Here is an 18,711-nt window from a genome sequence, read left to right on the forward strand (position 1 = left end):
TTTTTGTTCTACAACTATTAAAGCACCAATCATGAAATATGTCTTTTCATCCACTCACCTTTTTTACTTTTTAACTTTTTTTCTAAAACGACGAACTTTTTCAAATGGTAAATCGTCTAATTATTGGTAACAACCAATTTTAAAAATAAAAGGAGAAATAAATATGAACAAACCAATTAAAAAAACTTGGATGCTTGCATCTGCACTAACAATAGGAATTGCTGTTCTGACACCACTTTCAGCAGGAGCTGAAGAAATAAAAACAACAAATAGTAGTAGTAGTATTACTGTTCAACTTGAACACAAAATTACAGGAACAATTAAAGACATCTACGGCGATGGAATGAACCTTAAAGGAAATGATGGTAAAAATTACTTTATCAGTTTCTATAAATTTTCTGCCGAACAGCTAGAAAAAATGAACTTAGTAGAAGGACAGGAAATTTCTGTAGAAGGTAGTGTTGTAGAGAGTTATTCAGACTTCTACACGTTTGAAGTTTTTAAAAAAGAATTGCCTAAAGAGGTAACTAAAGAAGATTTAACAAAATTAGAAAAAATGTTTAATGACATCAAGAAGTTAGAAAAAGAAGTGTCTGCTGAAATAGAAAAAGAAGCGACTGAAGAAGAGATTGAAAAGAAATATGAAGAAATAGAAAAGATTCACGAAGAAATGTATAAAATTGCAAAACCTTATATTTTGGCTAATTGGCAGCCACAAACTTTTGAAGAGTATATAGAAGATTTCGGGTTTAAAGAGAAAAATATCGTTATTAAAGAAAACGATATTACACAGCTTAAACCTATTTATGCAGAATGGGTAAAGCTCCTAAAAAACGGTGATGATGAAAAAGCTTCTGAAAAAATGGATGAATTTTATAAAATCCTTCAACCATATTTAGATGAACTATATCCACCACAAACTTTTGAAGAGTTCATGGAAGGCTTGGAATTAGATATCCCTACTGAAACTTTAGCCAAACTAAAACCTATCTATGAAAATATTCTAAAAGCAGATAAAGAGGAAAATACGGAGTTGTCTGAAAAACTATGGGGTGAATTCGATCAAATTATTAGCGAGTTCATCAAACCAGTAACATTTGAAGAATACATGTCTGACTTCGAATTTAAAATCAGTGAAGCGGATCAAAAGCAATTAAAATCACTTTATGAAGAAGCTTTAGCCCTTGATAAAAAAGAGGATGTTGAAAAAGCTCAGGAAAAATGGGAAGCATTTTACAAAATTTTAGACCCATATTTTGAAGCAAATAAAGACACTCTAATCTCCGCTTCTAAAGTAACAATTAACGGCCAAGAATATCTTGCTCAATAAGTAATGGTATTTGGGGTATTTCAGAAGTCATTGTAAAATGGCTTTTGAGATACCCCCTTTCTTTTGGTTACTCGACTAAAGCATCTTAGCGGAATAATAAAAAATACGCTTAAAAAATTTCGATTCTACTATCATTGGATTCATACACTTTATTTCTTCAATAAACATTTGAGTCTTTTCCTTCACTTCATTCTCAAACTGTTCTTTTAACATCGTGATATCATGAAAGGATCCAAATTTAGCATCTGTAAAGTATTTTTCCTCTGTGCAAATAAGACTATTCCATGAAGGTCCTATTTCACATTCCAATTCACTTACTTTGATGCAATCTTTTTCAACCTGTAATTCTAACCAAGTAGAGTTATTTTCTATATATTTTATAGCGATATAATGGTGATGATCTATAATGTAACAGCCTCATTTAATAATTCAAAGTAAGTAAGAATCAGTTCAGAATAAAGTCTTTTAGCTGACAACGGGATATGATCAGGCGGGTACGGAATAAAATCGTGTCCTCCGAATGTTAAGGTAAAAGAACCATAAATTTGGTTGTATTCTTTATCAAATGTCAACATATCCATAACTCTTAATTCTTCTACATCCTCCTAAAGATTTCATATTTTATTTCAAACAATTCATTTCACCTCTCTGTACTTAAGCATCTTACTATCCATAAAAATTACCTAGATATGGCAAAAATCAAATTCAAAAATGATATTATTACTCCCCTTATCTATTAGATTATATATTTTTCATTGAAGCAATAACTGAACGGGACTAAGAGACGATGGAACTTATTTGATTTGTTAAACAGGATGGAATGTCGATTTTCACTATGATGATAAAGATGAAGAAGAATCCCATATTATTAGATTCGGAAGCTCTCCATTTCCTATTTTCGGTAAAGGTATAGAAATAGTAAAAGAATACTTACTGGAAAAACACGGAATAAGAGATTTCCGATATTTTGACCCAGACGGAGATGAAGATTGTTATGTGAATTTTTAATCATGAGCGCTATCTTGGTCTTATATTTCGACGCCATATTTTTAAATACCATTTTTTGATTTTGATTTAAGCGATTTGTCTTACCCGTCATAACTGTTGATCACTTTTAGTTATTGTTAATAATCCATTGATGTTTAACAAAATGCGAATTAAGTGAATAAATAGCAATCCTATATGACACATTACATATAGGAGGTGGAAGAATAATGTCTAGAATAATTGGTGTGGAACAATCATTAACAAACGTTGAAGACGCTTTAAAGGCAAAAGGTTATGAAGTTATTCAACTTCGTACTGAAGAAGATGCAAAAAAATGTGATGCCTGTGTAATCACTGGGCAAGACAGAGATATTATGGGCATTAGTGATCCTGTTTTGGCGGGACCTGTTATTGATGCTAATGGACTTTCTGCTGATGAAGTACTTCAGCGTGTCGACAAATATTTCCACTAAATATGAACTAGGTGCTGTCACTATTGTCTTTGTGACGATAGAGCAGCACCTTATAATTTTTAATATAAAATGGAAATCAATACATCCCTATATTCAGACCTTGTAGAGCTTTCACAACTTTGGCTGTTTCTCCTAATTAGCAGGCGTATAAATTCTCCTTGGAATTCTAAAGCCTAAAGCTATAGCAGCACCTATACAACTAGATAGACATCCGATTACCAAATATATTGAAAGAGGTGATTCACCAATTAGAACAGAAGCAATACCTCCAATTACCGGAAATAACGCCACCATGTAGCCACTTTTTGCACCGCCTATTCTTTCAACAAGCTTTAAATAAAATAGCCATGCTAGGAAAGATGCGATCAATGTTAAGTATAATAAAGCAGAAATATATGTGATTGATATAGGAATCATAATTTTTTGCCCTTGCAGCAATACAATGATTGACATTAATATACTTCCTACAGCAAATCCAATAGCATTTGCATAGATTGGATCAATCTTTACTTTGGCATTCCTTGCAGAACTGGCATCACCAATTGCTGTAAGTACTGTACCTAAAAGAGCTATCATTATGCCTTTTAAATCATCTAAGCCAGAAAAATTACTTAAAGTAGGATAAATTAAAACGCATACACCAAATACCCCTAGTACTCCCCCAAATAAAACACGTGGATGTAGTTCCTCTTTTAAAAAAATCCGAAGAGCTAGTGGCGTCAAAATCACTTTCAATGAAAAGATTAATGTTACAATGGCAGCTGAGCTTAATATGGTTGCGTAATATAGGCATAAATAGCTTAAAGCAAAGTTACACACACCAAAGACAACTATAAATGGTATATCTTTACTTTTCGGTTTCCCTTTTGGTTTGAGAAACAAAACTAGAACAGTAAATAAAATTGCAGTCATAACTAGCCTATAGGTCAATGATAATTCTAAACTTACTGGTGTCCCTTGAATTTTCACGGCAATAAAATTAAGACCCCATACGATTAAACAAAATGCATACATTAGATTTGTCATTAAATATTATCTTCCTTCTGTTAATCTTTATTCAGTAGCTCTTGTAAGGCGTACTCCCTCCTAAAGTAGGGCTAAGAAAATTAGCTTTCATGCACTTCATCATTCTTATGGAATATTAAAATAATTCAAGTGCAATTAGGTCACAGAAAATAATTAAATAGTCTCTTTTTGGTCTCCTTCTCCATTTTCCAATTCATTTCTGAGCACATAATTCTTTAAAATTACACCCTTTGCAGTGCCATTTTTCAAGGGTTTGCTCAAAATCCTCAACGTCCACTGGTTCATTGGAGAAAATATCGGCTTGATATTTTTTCATTTCCAGCACACTCCGCTGAAACGTATGTAAAATATTATCCATATCAAATGCAGTAAATGAATATTTTTTTCGTTTACCAGTCAGTAAATATTCATTATAGACATCAATCTGCTCAAGAGCTACACGGTATTTCTGCTGAACATAGTAAGCATAGAGTGCTAATTGCTGGCGATCATCATCAGACTCCCCGCCTGTCTTCCAGTCGATAATAATCCACTTGTCAGCTATTTCATCATAATAATGAAAATCCATTACGACGAAAACCTGAATACCTTCAATTTTCATGAAGCGAAATTGTTCAGGCTCACCGATTCGTAGGGAGCCTTTTTGTGCAGTAATTTGCTGAAACGTCTCACTGTTTAGAAAGTTTTCAAATACAGCCGCCAGTCGCTCCTTATAATCTTGTATAAGTTCAGGATTTAGCTTCCCTACATAATAAATTTCCTGCATCATATAAAATTTATTAGGCTTATGTCTCCATAAATCTACATGGCGTGTAGAATCAATAAAAGCCGCATTAAGTTGCCCACGCGCACGATTTACTAACTCATCCAAAGTCGGCACTTTGCCTGTTTGTAAATAATCATTGATCGATTGCTCTATTAAATGATGGACAATTTGCCCAAATAAAATCGGCATGGATTGTAGCTTCTTTAAGCGATAGACATGTTGATGATAGGGCTCCACATTGTAACTAAGCCAGCCGTTATGAGAAAAATAGTATTCATAGCCATATTTTCGCGCACAGCTTGTTAACGTTTTATGACGTGACAATGACCACGAAAAAGATGGATAAGGTGTGATTTCAAACATGAATATCGCCTCCTTATAACTGTTTGATAAAATCATAGACAAGCTGCAGGATCAGTACAATTGTCACAATACGAAGTAATAGCTTTACTTGATTTGCCTTGACCTTCCTTGCAAGGATAATGCCTATTTGCGCACCAATGACAGAACCGATCATTAATACGAATGTCAGCGGCCATTCTATCTTACCTGTAGCAATATACGTAATAGCTGCTCCTGAGCACATCGCAAAAACACCTACACGCGACAAACCTACAGCTTTCAAATAGGAGATTTTCTCATGAGCATATGTATAAAGTGCCAACGTACTGCTACCAGGACCGAACAACCCATCATAAAAACCTACAGCAAGAAGGATCGGGCCGTTTTTGCGATTCATTGTAAAACTTTCCTTTTCTCCAAATTCAGCCCCACCTATAAAGGACATTATAAGTGCAAAACCTAATAAAATAATGGCAATAAGTGTGAGTGTTTGACTACTGATGAACGATGCAAATAGTCCGCCAAGGGTACCGCCAACTAGAGAAACGAGTAATACAGAACGCATTTCTGACCATAATAATTCTTTTCTTCTAAAAATCGTGTAGAAGCTTGAAAAGGCACTGACCATATTCGAAACCTTATTTGCCCCTATCGCTGAATGAACGGGTACTCCCATTAACATCATTGTCGGTAAGGTAATTAAACCCCCGCCACCAACTAACGTTCCAATGACGTTTCCAGCGATTCCAATGACTAAAAACAACAAGTATTCCATGTAATCCTTCTTTCTATGACACACATGATGTTATTCTATGATACAGTATAACAGAATGCTTTTTTTAAGAAGAAAAATGAGGTGAATCGATGCCTGAACAACAAAAAACACCTACACCGCGTTTCTGTAAGCAGCTTACACTAATAGTCGCAACCATTTTTATTGCTGGCATGACAGCAACGCTTATCCAATACAATAAGCTCCCTGCATCTATACCAATTTTACAAAGCTTTAAGAGTGAACATGCACAATTTGGCCCGAAAATCGCTATTTTTTATTTACCCTTTATCGGCTTCATGCTATTTTTACTTTTACACTACTTAGAGATGAAAGCAGCTTATCCTATACTACGAAAAAATAAGCCTACTCTATCTCATACCCAACGACAAAACGGAATTATTACCTTTTGTCTTATCAAAAATAGTATTCTATTGTACTTTACATATTCCCTTTTCAATGACTTAACAGTTGCTTTAGGCCATGATCGAATTTTACAGCAATGGCATGCTTATTTATTTCTATTTGTAGTAAGTACTATATTTATCATGGGCATCGTACGGGGTATTATGTTGGGCAAGAAAGATAAATAAGGTCAAATAGTTACAGCTGTACAGAACGTGTAGGCGAGAAATCAATTATGCCTGGGATAATTGCGTCCGGAATCGGCTTTGTGCTTAGGCCTGCAGATGTTTTTTGTGCGAAAGCGAAGCGGCAGCGGCAACAACATGACGCAGGTCAGTTAGCCGTTATCGCATGGATACGATAACGGCTAACAACAATTGTAAGGAATAAATTCGATTTCACTTCATTCACTCCTATATTCGTTTCATGCTTATTGTTATTATACCACAATTTATGGTATAAATATCCAAATAAACAACTTCTTTCAATCCCTAATATTACATGTCCCTCAACGACTAGCCACATATGAAAAGAAAAACTACCTGACACAAATAGTATCAAGTAGCCAAAATTTTTACATATCCTTTTTCATCTCTTCAAACGTATGTATTAACGCATATTTTTGTACACCTCGAGCCACTTCCATACTTTCTTGGGCAAATTGCTGAAAGGCTGTTTCATTTTTCATTTTATGCGCATAAACCGCTTCAACGGCAGGCTGCATCCAAGGCTGAGTAAGCTGTTCACTTCGCATATCTGTTGTTCGCCCCTCAAGTGCGGCGATATAACATTTTGCATAGCTTGTTAATGGCTCTTTATTTATTTTATCAGCCGCATCCTTAGCTTCCTCTAAATTATTTTCCATAATCGACTTCAAAAATTGATAATTATATTTCATGGCTGGCTGCTTATACTTTGCAATGACTACATCTAGTGAACGTAACTGGTCTTCTCTTGTACCGTAAGCAACTGCAAAAAGGTAGGCAAAAAAGGGTTCTTTTTTGCGATCTTTTACTAGTACATCAACTAACTTCATATTATTTGTGCGGTATAAAATATGTATATATCTGTAAACCATGGCGATAGCAACTAGCGCAAAAATACCAAGTGACAAGGATAAACGAACTCCTGCTAGTGATAGCCCTATTGCTAGCATGATAATGATCAAATAAAATATACTAAGTTTTACGATTTTCATAACTCCTCCTATTGTAATCTCTTTCGGATCTTTCGAGAAAAAATAAAGCCTGCTCCCAGGAAGAATACAAGTGCCATAAACTTCATGATAGGGATAATAAATAGCTTGCTAATAACAAAAACAACGAAAATATAATAGACGACCATTGTCAACAAAAATAATGTCAGCTTATTCACTGTGCTTCCTACTTTCATTCAGTGCTGTTTCAATGGCCGCTAGCGCTTTTGGTCCCATCCCATGTAAATTTTTCAATGTTGAAAGATCAATTTTTTCCAATTGCTCTATTTGAGTATATCCCACCGCATTTAATGCACGTATAGCTGGCTTTGCTACTCCCTTTGGCCACTCCGTCATGTATACTCGTCCTTTCCTTTTGCGTCTATTGCGTATCTCAACTCCTAAAATACCTATTAATAGTATAGCTAGTGAAACGACATGATAATCAACAAAAAAAGTCGTAAATGCTATATTATAATAATGGCATATTGCAGTGAGAATACGCCCTCCAAGTAATAAAAAACCAACAATTAAGCATCCTTTTGCAATGTTCTCAATCAATTTCATTCAAACACCTTTAGCTATTATGCAATCGAAAACGATTTAATGCAAATTGGTTCTGGTCTTTAGAGCACATTAAACATTGCGACAAAGGAGGCAATCAGATTGGTAATGCCATGTATGCCCCAACTCGTTATTATGGAGCCATTGGATTTTTGTTCATTGATCCATCCCATTAAATAACCTGCCAACGCAGTAGCCATAACAACTAACACAACACCTCCAAAAGGAATAAAAGAAAACAGCATCAATCCATGTATTGTGCCAAATAGTAAACTTTGCATGATATTCCCTATTTGAAAACCAAACTTATGCATGAATCTTTTCATTAAAAAACCTCGGAAAAACAGCTCCTCTGATAACCCTGTTTGTACAATTGCATAGAATAGTGCTGGTACGAGCGCCGAAAAACCAAGTCCTGTAAAACGATTTGAAGCTAATAGTGAACTGTCTATATAGAAAAAGATAATTGTATTAATTGGTACGAACATTAAAACAATAATGACTAGAAACCACGCAAAATAAGTAACTTTATTTTCAATGACAGGCTTTTTGATGCCGAGCCATTTTAAAAATGATAGTTCCTTTTTCGCTGTAAAAAACCACCAAACAAACGGTATAAGTGAAAATAAAATGACCTGAATAATTGCATTTATTGCACTTTCCATAACCATGATTTTCCCTCCTGTTTTATGAAGCTTTACATGTAGAATGACTAGCACTTGTTAAAAGATCCTTTTCAATGGTTGATGTTCGAATTTCGACGGTGGTTCCTGCTTTTCCGCCGGTTTTCGTTCCTGTTGCGCCGGTAAACTCTCCAGTCCCGCCGCTAACTCACGCTTTTCCACCGGTAAACTCTCCAATTCCGCCGCTAACTCACGCTTTTCCGCCGGCAAACTCTCCTGTTCCGCCGCTAACTCACGCTTTTCCACCGGCAAACTCTCCAGTTCCACCGTTAACTCACGCTTTTCCGCCGGTAAACTCTCCAGTCCCGCCGCTAACTCACGCTTTTCCGCCGGTAAATTCTCCAATTCTGCCGCTAACTCACTCTTTTCCGCCGGCAAACTCTCCTGTTCCGCAGCTAACTCACGCTTTTCCACCGGTTTACGCTCCAATTGCGCCGATTGATGTTCGAAAATCGCCGGTAGTCAATATTGCTGTCCTTCTTCATGTTAAGCATATTAAACCGCAGACTTAATATCAAGATTCATTTAACGATTTCTCTCCCCCAAAAATGCGACTAGAAATATTCTACTAGCCGCTGCTTTCATTCTATATTCAGATTTCGTTCAATTTAAAATTAGCAATCATAATTCTTTGCGAAAAGAATGACACCATTTTTCATATCCTAATCGCTCCTCATAAAAGCGGTGTGCATTATTTCTTTGAACTCCTGACTCTAAAGCAATATAGTGTGCGCCGTTTTCTTTACCCCATTGATGAATATATGCTAATAATTTCTCACCATAGCCTCTTGAACGATAAGCCTCATGCGTTACTAAATCATAAACAAAAATATGACGTTTATTGTAAAAGTTAATGCGCCAACTTACACCGGCTACTGCAACCATTTCCTTGTTTTTGTATAATGCAAACAAGCTATAACCATCCTTCATCATTTCTCCTAATAATTGAAGATAATTTTCTAACGTCAATTCTCTGCGGAGTTGAACCATTATGGCATATGCTTCAACCCATTCTTCTTGTGTTGTTAATTGTTTAATAGTCATTTTTCCGCCCTGCCCTCTATTACCAATATTTGATATAGTGAAATACTCCATGATCTATGTTCATTCCGAGCTTTTCATAGAGCTTTTGTGCATGGATGTTATCCGTCGCCGTTTCTAAAGCGACATAACGAGCATCTTCCTTCATACAGTACGAATAACACTGTTCAAATAAGCCCTGTGCTACTCCTTGTTTCCTGGCATGTTCAGCCACATATAAATCGTTCAAAATAAATGCCTTTTTCATCGCTACAGATGAAAAAACAGGATATAACTGAACAAACCCAACTGGCTGTTCATTTACATAAGCTAGAAAAATAATCGATTCCTCTTTCTTTAAACGCTCCGTTAGAAAGTGCTCTGCTTGTTCTAAGTCGGATTGTTGACCATAAAATTCACGATATGCATTAAATAATGGCACCACATCTCCTACTATTGCTAATGTTACTGCGATAATTTCCATTGATCCATCTCCATTTCTATTTTTATGTAATTCTTGTATTATGATAAAAAACAATTTGACATCTAAAAAGAAACAGTTTCAAATATTTCAACATGTCAAGGAGGTCCTATATGGATGATTTTATTTTTTTATTGACGAATGAAGAGCCAAAATATAAACAAATTTACCAGCAAATCAAATCGTTAATTGAGCAAGGGAGGTTGACAACGAATGATACGCTCCCTTCTATTCGAAGGCTTGCCGATACTTTACATGTCAGTCGGAATACAACATTGACTGCTTATGAACAGCTCGTAGCGGAAGGATACATACGTGGTGAAGGACGGAAAGGTTATTTCGTTAATGAAATTGAGCAAGTTTTTTTACATGATGAGGAACGTCCAAACCTTATTCAAAAAGCAAACAATCGTGAAGATATCATCATTGACTTTCGAGCTGGTGCTGTCGATCAACAGCATTTCCCCTTGAAAGCATGGAGACAAATAGCCAATCAAGTTTTACCTTTTAAAAATTGCTATGAATATGGCGACCCTTTCGGTGAACCACTTTTAAAAGAACAGCTTGTGCATTATTTGCTACAAGCACGCGGTGTTCATGTCAATGCAGAGGACATTATTATCGGTAGTAGTACGCAACAAATGTTAATTTATCTAGGCTTTCTGTTAAAACAGGACTTTACAAGTATTATTTTGGAGGACCCAGGTTACAACGGTGCACGAGAGGCATTTAAGTTGCAAGGCTTTGAAATAGAGACATTACAAGTGTTAGAAAACGGTGCACAGCTACAGCAGATAGCACATTTCTATTCGCGCTTAATGTATGTCACACCATCCCATCATTTTCCGTATGGTGTTTCCATGAGCATTCAACAACGACAAACGTTAATTCAATGGGCAAAAAATGTTGATGGCTATATTTTAGAGGATGATTATGACAGTGAATTTCGATATACACAGCAACCATTTCCTGCTCTCGCCTCTATTGATAAGTCACGTGTTATCTATATGGGGACATTTTCAAAATCATTTTTACCAGCCATTCGTTTGAGCTATATGGTGCTACCGAAAGCACTTGTTCATTCATATAAGGAACGCTTTGCTCAATTTGAACATAATGCTTCGTCTTTACATCAACTCACAATGGCCACATTCATGGCACAGGGTGAATGGACACGACATATTAAAAGAATGCGTATCACCTATAAACATAAAATAAACGGCCTTGTAGATGAGCTTAACAAGCAATTCGGAGAAAAAATTACGATATTAGGAGAGCAATCTGGGTTATATATATTGGTGAAGGTGCATACACAACTTTCAGAAGAGCAGCTCATTCAGAATGCACAGCAATACGGAGTCAAAGTCTATCCTACGAGCCCCTATTTTCTACAACAGCCTAGCTCTGAACCAATTGTACAATTAGGCTTTAGTAAGTTAAAAATGGAGGAGATCATACTCGGTGTAGATCTGCTAAAAAAAGCTTGGCTAACTCAAAAATAAGCCATAACCGCAATGGTTATGGCTACTCATTTTCTCTATAATCATATGTTTCATCAGGCAAATCCACCGTCAAGCCATTAATACTTACCGTATCATCGTCGCCCAGTAAATGTATGCTTCACTTTCTCTATATTGCCAATATATTTTCTTGGACTTTCTCTTCTCATGATTGAAAACTAATTCTCCCAACACTGTAGAAGAAGTCGTCGCTCCAGCATCTGAAACGTAAGCTTTTACAGTATAAGTTCCTTGTGGTGATGTAGATTCAGCAATCAGCTCTTGTTTAAATCTACTCCAATCAAAAAATAACCAATAAATAGCGTAACCAATAATACCAGCAAAAAACAAAATCCAAATAAATAGCACTAGAAAAGCTTTTTATATACTTTCTTACTTTCTAACTTCCCAGCCTCATCCATTTGTATCCCCAATCTGTTTATATAGGGACGATTTCAGCGGAGAGTTATTTCCTGAATTAGGAAATCATTTGTTCACATAGGCAGTTTTCTTTTGGACCCGGGCAGTTATAATTAAGTAAATCGATTGACTGTTCCATTTTATCCAATCAAATTTCTCGGATGACTAAGCCTTTTCGTTGATTTATGATTCTCTCTCTTCATCAAATAACTCTGAAAAAATAGTTTCCGGTGCGCTTAAAAAACGTTTTGTGACAATGTAATGGATCGTATCCTGATAGCGAATAGACTCAATTTCCCCATTATCAAAACTGTAGATAGTAGCTTTTGGATAGCCAAGTAAAATGGGTGAGTGTGTGGCAATAATAAACTGTGCCTCATGCTCTAAATCTTTCATAATTTTCAATAGGCTAAGCTGTCTCGTTGGTGACAACGCCGCTTCTGGCTCATCCAATAAATAGATTGCCTTCCCTTTAAATCGATTCATAAATAACGATAAAAAGGACTCACCATGTGATTGATGATGTAACGACTTGCCACCAAAAGCAGCATACTTATTTGGATGATTTTCTAATAAATCAATATGACTCGCAAATTGATAAAACGTTTCTGAGCGAAGGAAAAAGCCATTTGAAATTTTCGGCCACCAGGATAAACGAATATATTCCCCAAGTGACGATTCTGCTTTATGTACTTCATATAAATTTTGGCGACCGCCTCCCGCTGTATTAAAATCACAACGATCCGCAATAGCCTCTAATAGTGTTGATTTCCCAGAGCCATTTTCCCCCACAAAGAAGGTCACATTCGTAGGAAACTCTAGCTCCTGTAAATCCTGCAAACTCGGTATGTTAAACGGATACTGGTCTTTATCCGCAATGTTGTCCTGTAATACCTTACATGATTTTAAATACATTTCGATTCCTCCCTTACTACTATTATAACGCGCTTATGCTACTACGAAACTGCCCTTTCACCCAAAGTTTATGACGATACAGGAAATAAGTGCCCTGAAAGCAGTGCAATAAATAAAAATCAGAATATTCCAACTCATCATAAACCCACCATTATCATTAACATTGAACACTATAGAATCCCTAGTTGTATAAATACGATATATTGCATGTAAATCCCTTACTAATACTATAAGAACCTGTGAAATATTTCCCGAGAAATAAATAAAAAACATGTCGAAAGTTGCAATAAAAAATAATAAAATTATGCCATATAATAGCGATACAGCAAAAACATTGAAGAAGACCGATTATCCTTATTTACCCATTTAGAATACATTGTACAAAAAAACCGCTCTATCAAGCACCCTTGCTAATTTCCCATTAACAACTACTAATAGTCAAACAATGAGTGTACCCTTGTCACTCTCTAATGTGCTTCTGGCTTTGCGAAATAAACGCTACTAAAATAATCGTCGTTGACTTTTTTGTGATTCCCATTCTTTTACCTCTCTTTTTCTTACCGTAAACCCTTCAAACCGTGCTTTTAATCTAGCTTACCGAAGCGATTCCGTATTGGAGCATTTACTTGAGCGTTTCACCACTTCCGCATATACAATCGAAAATTTCCCAAATAAAAACTACTGAACGCCTTCATAAAGGATTGCGATGATTTTCACAAGCCTTCATCACAACGAAACTACATTCATTACTACTTTTTTTCATTAAGCTTCTATCGATTAAAAGTACAAAATTCAAATAGCTTGCCTTAAATTCATAATTGTTCTATACAAAAGGTCCTTTTCATACATTGAGTAAAACCTTCACCATGCTCATACCCCTGTAACACCCCTGACTCTATTAAGTTTTAAAAGATCAAGCTTTTTTCTAGGCAAAATAAAAAAGTTATAAGGAGAAAAAATATGTTTGTAACTCATTTTTACGAAAACAAAACGTCCGTTTTAAGCCAGCTACTTGTAAGTTTACCTGCTGTTGAAGAGAACATAAAAATTAAAGGGCGTAAAGCAAAAGTTGTTCAGGTTGCTCAAATAGACAACAACAACTATCATGTGCGTATCATTTTTGAAAAACTGCCTAAAAAAGTACCACTTAAAGATCTTGGGAAGAAAAAGAGATAGCCCCTTTCGATTTATGTAACAACGCTAAAAGTGGGGATCGAATTATAAGAAATAATCAATTGCAAACTATTCTCAATTCACATTAAATTTATTCTAGCAAAATGATTGACTTTTTAATTGATAACAATTATCATTATCAATAGATTATTTCTTTTCTCCAAATTGCTTAATTCAGAATCCCCCCTTTTTTTTGAAATAAGCATGTATCAAACGGATATTCTTACATCAGACTAAGAATATCCGTTTTTTTAACTTTAATTTAGATAGAGAAGAGTTACATAAATAAAGGAGCTGTTTGACATGGATTATCGTATTGAAAAAGACACTATGGGTGAAATTAAAGTACCTGCAGATAAAATTTGGGGTGCTCAAACGCAGCGCAGTAAAGAAAATTTCCAAATTGGTACAGAACAAATGCCGATTGAGCTTATTCAAGCAATGGCAATTTTAAAGAAAAGTGCTGCTATCGCCAATAGTAAACTAGGCAAGCTTTCAGCTATAAAAACAAATGCAATTGTGCAAGCAGCTGATGAAATATTAAACGGTCAATGGGATGATCAATTCCCTCTTGTCGTTTGGCAGACTGGTAGTGGTACACAGTCAAATATGAACGTCAATGAAGTAATTGCACATCGAGCAAACCAAATTTTACAAAATGCTGGAGAGGCTGATCGTATTCATCCTAACGATGATGTTAACAAATCTCAAAGCTCAAACGATACTTTCCCTACTGCTTTGCATATTGCTGCCGTGTTAAAAGTTGAGGATTATTTACTACCTCGTCTGCGCTTACTAAAAGCAACACTTGATGACAAAGCAGAGAAGTTTAAAGATATTATTAAAATTGGACGTACACATTTACAAGATGCAACACCACTAACTTTAGGTCAAGAAATTAGTGGCTGGGCTGCAATGCTTGCTAAATCTGAACATATGATTATCCAAAATATCGAATATATGAAGGAACTAGCAATTGGTGGGACAGCAGTAGGTACTGGTATTAACGCACATCCTGAATTTGGTGAGCGTGTAGCAGCGGAAATTAGTGAATTGACAGGAAAACATTTTACTTCTGCAGCAAATAAATTCCATGCACTAACAAGTCATGATGAAGCCGTTGTCGCACACGGCGCATTAAAGGCTCTTGCAGCTGACTTAATGAAAATAGCCAATGATGTACGCTGGTTAGCAAGTGGCCCCCGTTCTGGTATTGGTGAAATTACAATTCCAGAAAACGAACCAGGTTCATCCATTATGCCTGGTAAAGTGAATCCAACGCAAAGTGAAGCGATGACAATGGTTGTCACACAGGTTGTTGGGAATGACGCAACAATTGCTTTTGCCGCCTCCCAAGGTAATTTTGAGCTAAATGTCTTCAAACCAGTAATTATTTATAACTTCATACAATCAACTCGCCTACTAGCAGACACTATGAAATCATTTAATGATCATTGTGCTGAAGGAATTGAGGCAAATAAAGAAGTGCTTGACCATAATTTACAAAATTCATTAATGCTTGTAACAGCATTAAATCCATATATCGGTTATGAAAATGCAGCAAAAATCGCGAAAAAGGCTCACAAAGAAGGCACTACATTGAAAGAAGCTGCAATTGCAACAGGTTTACTGACAGAGGAACAGTTTGACGAGTACGTGGATCCTGCGACGATGATTTATCCAAACGTAAAATGATGTAGGTGCAAGTTGAACACACAACACCTTCAAAACAGTGAAATTTCAACGTTTTGAGATAATAAACTCCCTTATTTACTTAGCAAGTTGGTATATATTACGACATGCTTTTGGGGCTAAGTGAGAGGTAAATTAATAACGCTTTGATAAATATGTTTACAGAAATGTATAAGTAGGATTGGGGTAAACTCCCAGTCCTTTTTATTTTTCCCCCACAAAAAAACACCTGCGTAGCAAGTGCGCTTTTAAAAACCCTCGTTTTGGATAGGATTGCATTTGTATTTAGCCAAAAAATATGCCGCTAAATGTTAAGCTAATATCACCTTTTTTATTTATTGGGGTAGCGTCAGGAAAATGCGGATTACAACGATAAGAAAATTCCAAATTAAAAAGCCCAACTTCTCTACAAATCAAAATAGAGAAATTGAGCTTTTCAGTTACTTCATCTATTTATTGAATTCATTAACTGGAAGAAGTATTCAGGTTTATGAGTCTTATTTAGGTTATACCATGAATGTAATGCATCTGGTGTAAAAACATCTATTATTTTCAGTACCTCCATTGCAAATTCCAGAGGAGCTATTCCTGATGCAGTAACTAAATTCGCATCAGATACCGCAGATCCCAACTCATAGAACTTTTCTCCTTTATAGTTAGGACATACCATTTTAGTATATTCTAAGTTATTACTTGTATGCTTTCTAGTATCTAAGTATCCCATATTCGCGAGGCCCTCAGTTGCACCACAAATTGCAGCAACAATAGTGCCAATCTTTAAAGCTTGGCCAATTCTTTCCAAGATAGGTTGATGAATTACTTCACTCCAAGTAGTCCCTCCTGGTAAAATTAAAAGATCTTTACTCTCAAGAGTACATTCATCAAGGGAAATATCTGGTTTTATGCTCAGTCCTCCCATAGTAGTAATCATATCTTTATTAGCTCCTACTGTAATTACCTTTAAAGGTGCTAAATCTTTTTTGAAATATCTTCCTGAGTTTAGTTCAGCAATTAAATATCCATATTCCCAGTCCGACATTGTATTAAATACATATAGAAAAACTTTTTTTGTTTGCATCCAATAACACTCCAATCACGATTGATATAGCTATTATAAGATAACTTCCCTGACAGTTAACGTCAGGGAAGTTATCATACTTGATGAAATTTTATTAATTCCGACAGAACTTCTATAAGTCTTTTCTTAAGACTTATTGGCTCAATAACTTTAATAGATTTATTGTACGGTAAAAGTAAATAAGGTACATATGTATGTATTATATCTTTTTCAAGAAGAAAAACTGCTTGATTTGAAGTCCGTTCTTGTAAATAATGTCCTAAAAACCAATGTTGGCAAATATCAGCCAATACACTTTTATTCCCATTAATAACCAAAGAAATAATCCCTTCCTTATCTTCTATAGTTGGAAGAAGATTTTTTATAAAAAAGTCACGTGCTGAAAAATTTTCTGGCCGGTTAAACTTATTTTCGGTTAGCATTAGACTTTCAATTCGATCTACTCTAAAACTACGGATATCATTCCTAAGATGACAAAATCCAATCACATACCACTTATTATTCCAATAGATAATTCTGTACGGATCGACCAATCTATCATTTAATTGCTTTTCGCCACTTTTATGGTAAAGAATTTTTACTGAGTACCCATCAGCTACGGCCTGCTCCAACTCTTTCAAAAAAGGTTCCATAGAGAGTGAACTTAATCGACTTATTACTTCAAGACTAGTTAAATGTTGGTTTATCTTTGTTTCCTGCTCTTGATTTGAGTATTTACTTAGTTTTGAAATGGCCCTATTTAGTGCTTCACCTCCATAATATCCGGCTTCTTCTGCAAAAACAGCAGCGTGAAATAGTGAAGTTTGCTCCTCAAAATCAAAAAAAAGAGGAGCCTCAATAAAATTGTTCAATAAAGTGTATCCACCGTTATGTCCTGGTTCTGAAATTATAGGTACGCCACTTGTTGAAATTGTATCAATATAACGATACACAGTCCTTATATTCAACTCTAACTTTTCTGAAATTTGTTTTGCAGTAATTTTTTCACCTGAACGAAGCATCCATAGAATTGCTAACATATTGTCAATTTTAGGCATATAATTCCACCTCTATATGAAATTTATTTTCTATTATATATTTCCGATTTTTGGTATAACTCATCAACTGTTCCTTTCCGATAGCTTTCTATATAATGAGGCCCTAGAATCATAAGAGTTTCCCTCCCTCATCATTTTTTCCACTCACATTGATGTAAAAAAAGACCAAATCAAGCTTGGTCTTTGTCGTTAATAATAATTATGATGACTTTATCTTATTAGAGAATAAATATAAGTGTCATATGGAACTTGATTTTGATGCATATATTTTTTTAATATTCCTTCTTTTTCAAAACCAACTTTAGTTAATAGCTTGTTTGAAGCATCATTTTCAGTAAAAACAATTGCTCCAATACGCACTAAATCCATCTCTTGAAAGCCAAATGAGATAACTCTATTAACGGCTTCCATTGCATACCCTTTTCCCCAACTCTCAGGAAAAAGTGCATAGCTTATTTCAGCTCTTCTATGCTCAGTTGACCATTCCTGAAAACCAATAGTACCAATTATACCTTCTTGCCCTTTTAATTCTATTCCCCATTTAATGCCACGTTTTTCATCATAGTTCTTAGAAAAATTATTAATTATGTGCTTCACTTGATCCAAACTTGTCAATGGGTTCTGCCCATAGTGACGTAATACATCAGGATTAGAAAAGCAATTTAAAATAGCTTGGGCATCATTAATTTTGAGTTCTCTTAACATTAATCGATCAGTATTTAAAACAGGAAACATTTTTTATCCCCACTTCCAAGTAAATGGCTCATCACCATAACGTGTGGTTGATTTCCGTTCCGACTGGGCGCTTTCCTGGGGGCGTCCGATGAGCCGCTTCACTCGCGTTGCTCGCTCC

Annotated in this window: 22 protein-coding genes; 7 read left to right on the plus strand and 15 right to left on the minus strand. The window is 35.5% G+C overall.

Annotated features, from left to right (window positions below; genetic code table 11):
• Window positions 1–163: 163 nt before the first annotated feature.
• Window positions 164–1,330, plus strand: a complete 1,167-nt coding sequence (locus ACVWXS_RS22335) for a hypothetical protein (RefSeq protein ID WP_456960201.1) — start codon at window positions 164–166, stop codon at window positions 1,328–1,330.
• Between the two features lie 401 nt (window positions 1,331–1,731).
• Here the strand turns inward: ACVWXS_RS22335 and ACVWXS_RS22340 are convergent, their stop codons facing one another.
• Window positions 1,732–1,905 (minus strand): hypothetical protein, encoded by a 174-nt coding sequence (locus ACVWXS_RS22340; RefSeq protein ID WP_456960202.1) that lies wholly within the window; start codon window positions 1,903–1,905, stop codon window positions 1,732–1,734.
• A gap of 639 nt (window positions 1,906–2,544) precedes the next feature.
• Between ACVWXS_RS22340 and ACVWXS_RS22345 the strand changes: the two genes are divergently transcribed.
• Window positions 2,545–2,790, plus strand: coding sequence for a YkuS family protein (locus ACVWXS_RS22345; protein WP_068986865.1), 246 nt, complete (start codon window positions 2,545–2,547; stop codon window positions 2,788–2,790).
• 132 nt (window positions 2,791–2,922) lie between these two features.
• Here ACVWXS_RS22345 and ACVWXS_RS22350 read toward each other — a convergent pair whose 3' ends face one another.
• The 3 genes from ACVWXS_RS22350 to ACVWXS_RS22360 all read right to left on the minus strand — a co-directional run bounded on the left by ACVWXS_RS22350 (window position 2,923) and on the right by ACVWXS_RS22360 (window position 5,699).
• Window positions 2,923–3,816 carry a DMT family transporter gene (locus ACVWXS_RS22350; RefSeq protein ID WP_456960203.1) on the minus strand — a complete coding sequence of 298 codons (894 nt, stop codon included), beginning with the start codon at window positions 3,814–3,816 and terminating at the stop codon, window positions 2,923–2,925.
• Window positions 3,817–4,009: 193 nt separating this feature from the next.
• Window positions 4,010–4,945, minus strand: a complete 936-nt coding sequence (locus ACVWXS_RS22355; protein WP_456960204.1) for a PD-(D/E)XK nuclease family protein — start codon at window positions 4,943–4,945, stop codon at window positions 4,010–4,012.
• 13 nt (window positions 4,946–4,958) lie between these two features.
• The gene (locus ACVWXS_RS22360) at window positions 4,959–5,699 is read right to left on the minus strand and encodes a sulfite exporter TauE/SafE family protein (RefSeq protein ID WP_423471339.1); all 741 of its coding nucleotides are present in this window, start codon (window positions 5,697–5,699) and stop codon (window positions 4,959–4,961) included.
• 89 nt (window positions 5,700–5,788) lie between these two features.
• On the opposite strand from ACVWXS_RS22360, the gene ACVWXS_RS22365 reads away from it, so the two are divergent.
• Together ACVWXS_RS22365 and ACVWXS_RS22370 are read left to right on the plus strand one after the other, a co-directional pair.
• Complete coding sequence (locus ACVWXS_RS22365; RefSeq protein WP_456960205.1) at window positions 5,789–6,289, plus strand: DUF1648 domain-containing protein; 501 nt, start codon at window positions 5,789–5,791, stop codon at window positions 6,287–6,289.
• A gap of 47 nt (window positions 6,290–6,336) precedes the next feature.
• Window positions 6,337–6,465: a hypothetical protein gene (locus tag ACVWXS_RS22370; RefSeq protein WP_456960206.1), complete on the plus strand. Its 129-nt coding sequence runs from the start codon at window positions 6,337–6,339 to the stop codon at window positions 6,463–6,465.
• Between the two features lie 210 nt (window positions 6,466–6,675).
• Here the strand turns inward: ACVWXS_RS22370 and ACVWXS_RS22375 are convergent, their stop codons facing one another.
• From ACVWXS_RS22375 to ACVWXS_RS22400, 6 genes are all read right to left on the minus strand, one after another.
• Entirely contained in the window at window positions 6,676–7,299 is a 624-nt protein-coding gene (locus tag ACVWXS_RS22375; protein ID WP_456960207.1) for a hypothetical protein, read from the minus strand.
• A 168-nt stretch (window positions 7,300–7,467) separates the two neighbouring features.
• Window positions 7,468–7,857 (minus strand): hypothetical protein, encoded by a 390-nt coding sequence (locus ACVWXS_RS22380; protein ID WP_456960208.1) that lies wholly within the window; start codon window positions 7,855–7,857, stop codon window positions 7,468–7,470.
• Window positions 7,858–7,922: 65 nt separating this feature from the next.
• A complete protein-coding gene (locus ACVWXS_RS22385; RefSeq protein ID WP_456960209.1) occupies window positions 7,923–8,531 on the minus strand; it encodes a CPBP family intramembrane glutamic endopeptidase in 609 nt (202 codons plus the stop codon).
• A gap of 51 nt (window positions 8,532–8,582) precedes the next feature.
• Entirely contained in the window at window positions 8,583–8,957 is a 375-nt protein-coding gene (locus tag ACVWXS_RS22390; RefSeq protein ID WP_456960210.1) for a hypothetical protein, read from the minus strand.
• Between the two features lie 207 nt (window positions 8,958–9,164).
• The gene (locus tag ACVWXS_RS22395) at window positions 9,165–9,587 is read right to left on the minus strand and encodes a GNAT family N-acetyltransferase (protein ID WP_456960211.1); all 423 of its coding nucleotides are present in this window, start codon (window positions 9,585–9,587) and stop codon (window positions 9,165–9,167) included.
• Between the two features lie 19 nt (window positions 9,588–9,606).
• Complete coding sequence (locus ACVWXS_RS22400; RefSeq protein ID WP_456960212.1) at window positions 9,607–10,047, minus strand: GNAT family N-acetyltransferase; 441 nt, start codon at window positions 10,045–10,047, stop codon at window positions 9,607–9,609.
• 110 nt (window positions 10,048–10,157) lie between these two features.
• Between ACVWXS_RS22400 and pdxR the strand changes: the two genes are divergently transcribed.
• A complete protein-coding gene (gene pdxR / locus ACVWXS_RS22405) occupies window positions 10,158–11,546 on the plus strand; it encodes a MocR-like pyridoxine biosynthesis transcription factor PdxR (protein WP_456960213.1) in 1,389 nt (462 codons plus the stop codon).
• Window positions 11,547–11,630: 84 nt separating this feature from the next.
• On the opposite strand, the gene ACVWXS_RS22410 is transcribed toward pdxR, so the two are convergent.
• Together ACVWXS_RS22410 and ACVWXS_RS22415 are read right to left on the minus strand one after the other, a co-directional pair.
• On the minus strand, window positions 11,631–11,912 hold the full coding sequence (locus ACVWXS_RS22410) for a DUF5412 family protein (protein WP_456960214.1): 282 nt from the start codon (window positions 11,910–11,912) through the stop codon (window positions 11,631–11,633).
• Between the two features lie 234 nt (window positions 11,913–12,146).
• Window positions 12,147–12,878 (minus strand): AAA family ATPase, encoded by a 732-nt coding sequence (locus ACVWXS_RS22415; protein WP_456960215.1) that lies wholly within the window; start codon window positions 12,876–12,878, stop codon window positions 12,147–12,149.
• A gap of 960 nt (window positions 12,879–13,838) precedes the next feature.
• On the opposite strand from ACVWXS_RS22415, the gene ACVWXS_RS22420 reads away from it, so the two are divergent.
• Together ACVWXS_RS22420 and fumC are read left to right on the plus strand one after the other, a co-directional pair.
• Entirely contained in the window at window positions 13,839–14,054 is a 216-nt protein-coding gene (locus ACVWXS_RS22420) for a hypothetical protein (protein WP_368636391.1), read from the plus strand.
• A 300-nt stretch (window positions 14,055–14,354) separates the two neighbouring features.
• Window positions 14,355–15,746, plus strand: a complete 1,392-nt coding sequence (gene fumC, locus ACVWXS_RS22425; RefSeq protein ID WP_456960216.1) for a class II fumarate hydratase — start codon at window positions 14,355–14,357, stop codon at window positions 15,744–15,746.
• Window positions 15,747–16,188: 442 nt separating this feature from the next.
• On the opposite strand, the gene ACVWXS_RS22430 is transcribed toward fumC, so the two are convergent.
• From ACVWXS_RS22430 to ACVWXS_RS22440, 3 genes are all read right to left on the minus strand, one after another.
• Window positions 16,189–16,821 carry a type 1 glutamine amidotransferase family protein gene (locus tag ACVWXS_RS22430; protein ID WP_456960217.1) on the minus strand — a complete coding sequence of 211 codons (633 nt, stop codon included), beginning with the start codon at window positions 16,819–16,821 and terminating at the stop codon, window positions 16,189–16,191.
• Between the two features lie 74 nt (window positions 16,822–16,895).
• Window positions 16,896–17,858 carry a helix-turn-helix transcriptional regulator gene (locus tag ACVWXS_RS22435; protein ID WP_456960218.1) on the minus strand — a complete coding sequence of 321 codons (963 nt, stop codon included), beginning with the start codon at window positions 17,856–17,858 and terminating at the stop codon, window positions 16,896–16,898.
• 210 nt (window positions 17,859–18,068) lie between these two features.
• A complete protein-coding gene (locus ACVWXS_RS22440; protein WP_456960219.1) occupies window positions 18,069–18,593 on the minus strand; it encodes a GNAT family N-acetyltransferase in 525 nt (174 codons plus the stop codon).
• Window positions 18,594–18,711 lie beyond the last annotated feature (118 nt).

It is taken from the genome of Lysinibacillus sp. TE18511 (assembly GCF_054062295.1).

Coding starts and splice junctions, on each gene's coding strand:
- ACVWXS_RS22400 (WP_456960212.1), bottom strand. CDS start 10,047: ATGGAAATTATCGCAGTAACATTAGCAATAGTAGGAGATGTGGTGCCA.
- ACVWXS_RS22345 (WP_068986865.1), top strand. CDS start 2,545: ATGTCTAGAATAATTGGTGTGGAACAATCATTAACAAACGTTGAAGAC.
- ACVWXS_RS22395 (WP_456960211.1), bottom strand. CDS start 9,587: ATGACTATTAAACAATTAACAACACAAGAAGAATGGGTTGAAGCATAT.
- ACVWXS_RS22360 (WP_423471339.1), bottom strand. CDS start 5,699: ATGGAATACTTGTTGTTTTTAGTCATTGGAATCGCTGGAAACGTCATT.
- ACVWXS_RS22365 (WP_456960205.1), top strand. CDS start 5,789: ATGCCTGAACAACAAAAAACACCTACACCGCGTTTCTGTAAGCAGCTT.
- ACVWXS_RS22355 (WP_456960204.1), bottom strand. CDS start 4,945: ATGTTTGAAATCACACCTTATCCATCTTTTTCGTGGTCATTGTCACGT.
- ACVWXS_RS22430 (WP_456960217.1), bottom strand. CDS start 16,821: ATGCAAACAAAAAAAGTTTTTCTATATGTATTTAATACAATGTCGGAC.
- ACVWXS_RS22385 (WP_456960209.1), bottom strand. CDS start 8,531: ATGGTTATGGAAAGTGCAATAAATGCAATTATTCAGGTCATTTTATTT.
- ACVWXS_RS22375 (WP_456960207.1), bottom strand. CDS start 7,299: ATGAAAATCGTAAAACTTAGTATATTTTATTTGATCATTATCATGCTA.
- ACVWXS_RS22435 (WP_456960218.1), bottom strand. CDS start 17,858: ATGCCTAAAATTGACAATATGTTAGCAATTCTATGGATGCTTCGTTCA.
- ACVWXS_RS22335 (WP_456960201.1), top strand. CDS start 164: ATGAACAAACCAATTAAAAAAACTTGGATGCTTGCATCTGCACTAACA.
- ACVWXS_RS22370 (WP_456960206.1), top strand. CDS start 6,337: ATGCCTGGGATAATTGCGTCCGGAATCGGCTTTGTGCTTAGGCCTGCA.
- ACVWXS_RS22420 (WP_368636391.1), top strand. CDS start 13,839: ATGTTTGTAACTCATTTTTACGAAAACAAAACGTCCGTTTTAAGCCAG.
- ACVWXS_RS22440 (WP_456960219.1), bottom strand. CDS start 18,593: ATGTTTCCTGTTTTAAATACTGATCGATTAATGTTAAGAGAACTCAAA.
- ACVWXS_RS22415 (WP_456960215.1), bottom strand. CDS start 12,878: ATGTATTTAAAATCATGTAAGGTATTACAGGACAACATTGCGGATAAA.
- ACVWXS_RS22340 (WP_456960202.1), bottom strand. CDS start 1,905: ATGTTGACATTTGATAAAGAATACAACCAAATTTATGGTTCTTTTACC.
- fumC (WP_456960216.1), top strand. CDS start 14,355: ATGGATTATCGTATTGAAAAAGACACTATGGGTGAAATTAAAGTACCT.
- pdxR (WP_456960213.1), top strand. CDS start 10,158: ATGGATGATTTTATTTTTTTATTGACGAATGAAGAGCCAAAATATAAA.
- ACVWXS_RS22350 (WP_456960203.1), bottom strand. CDS start 3,816: ATGACAAATCTAATGTATGCATTTTGTTTAATCGTATGGGGTCTTAAT.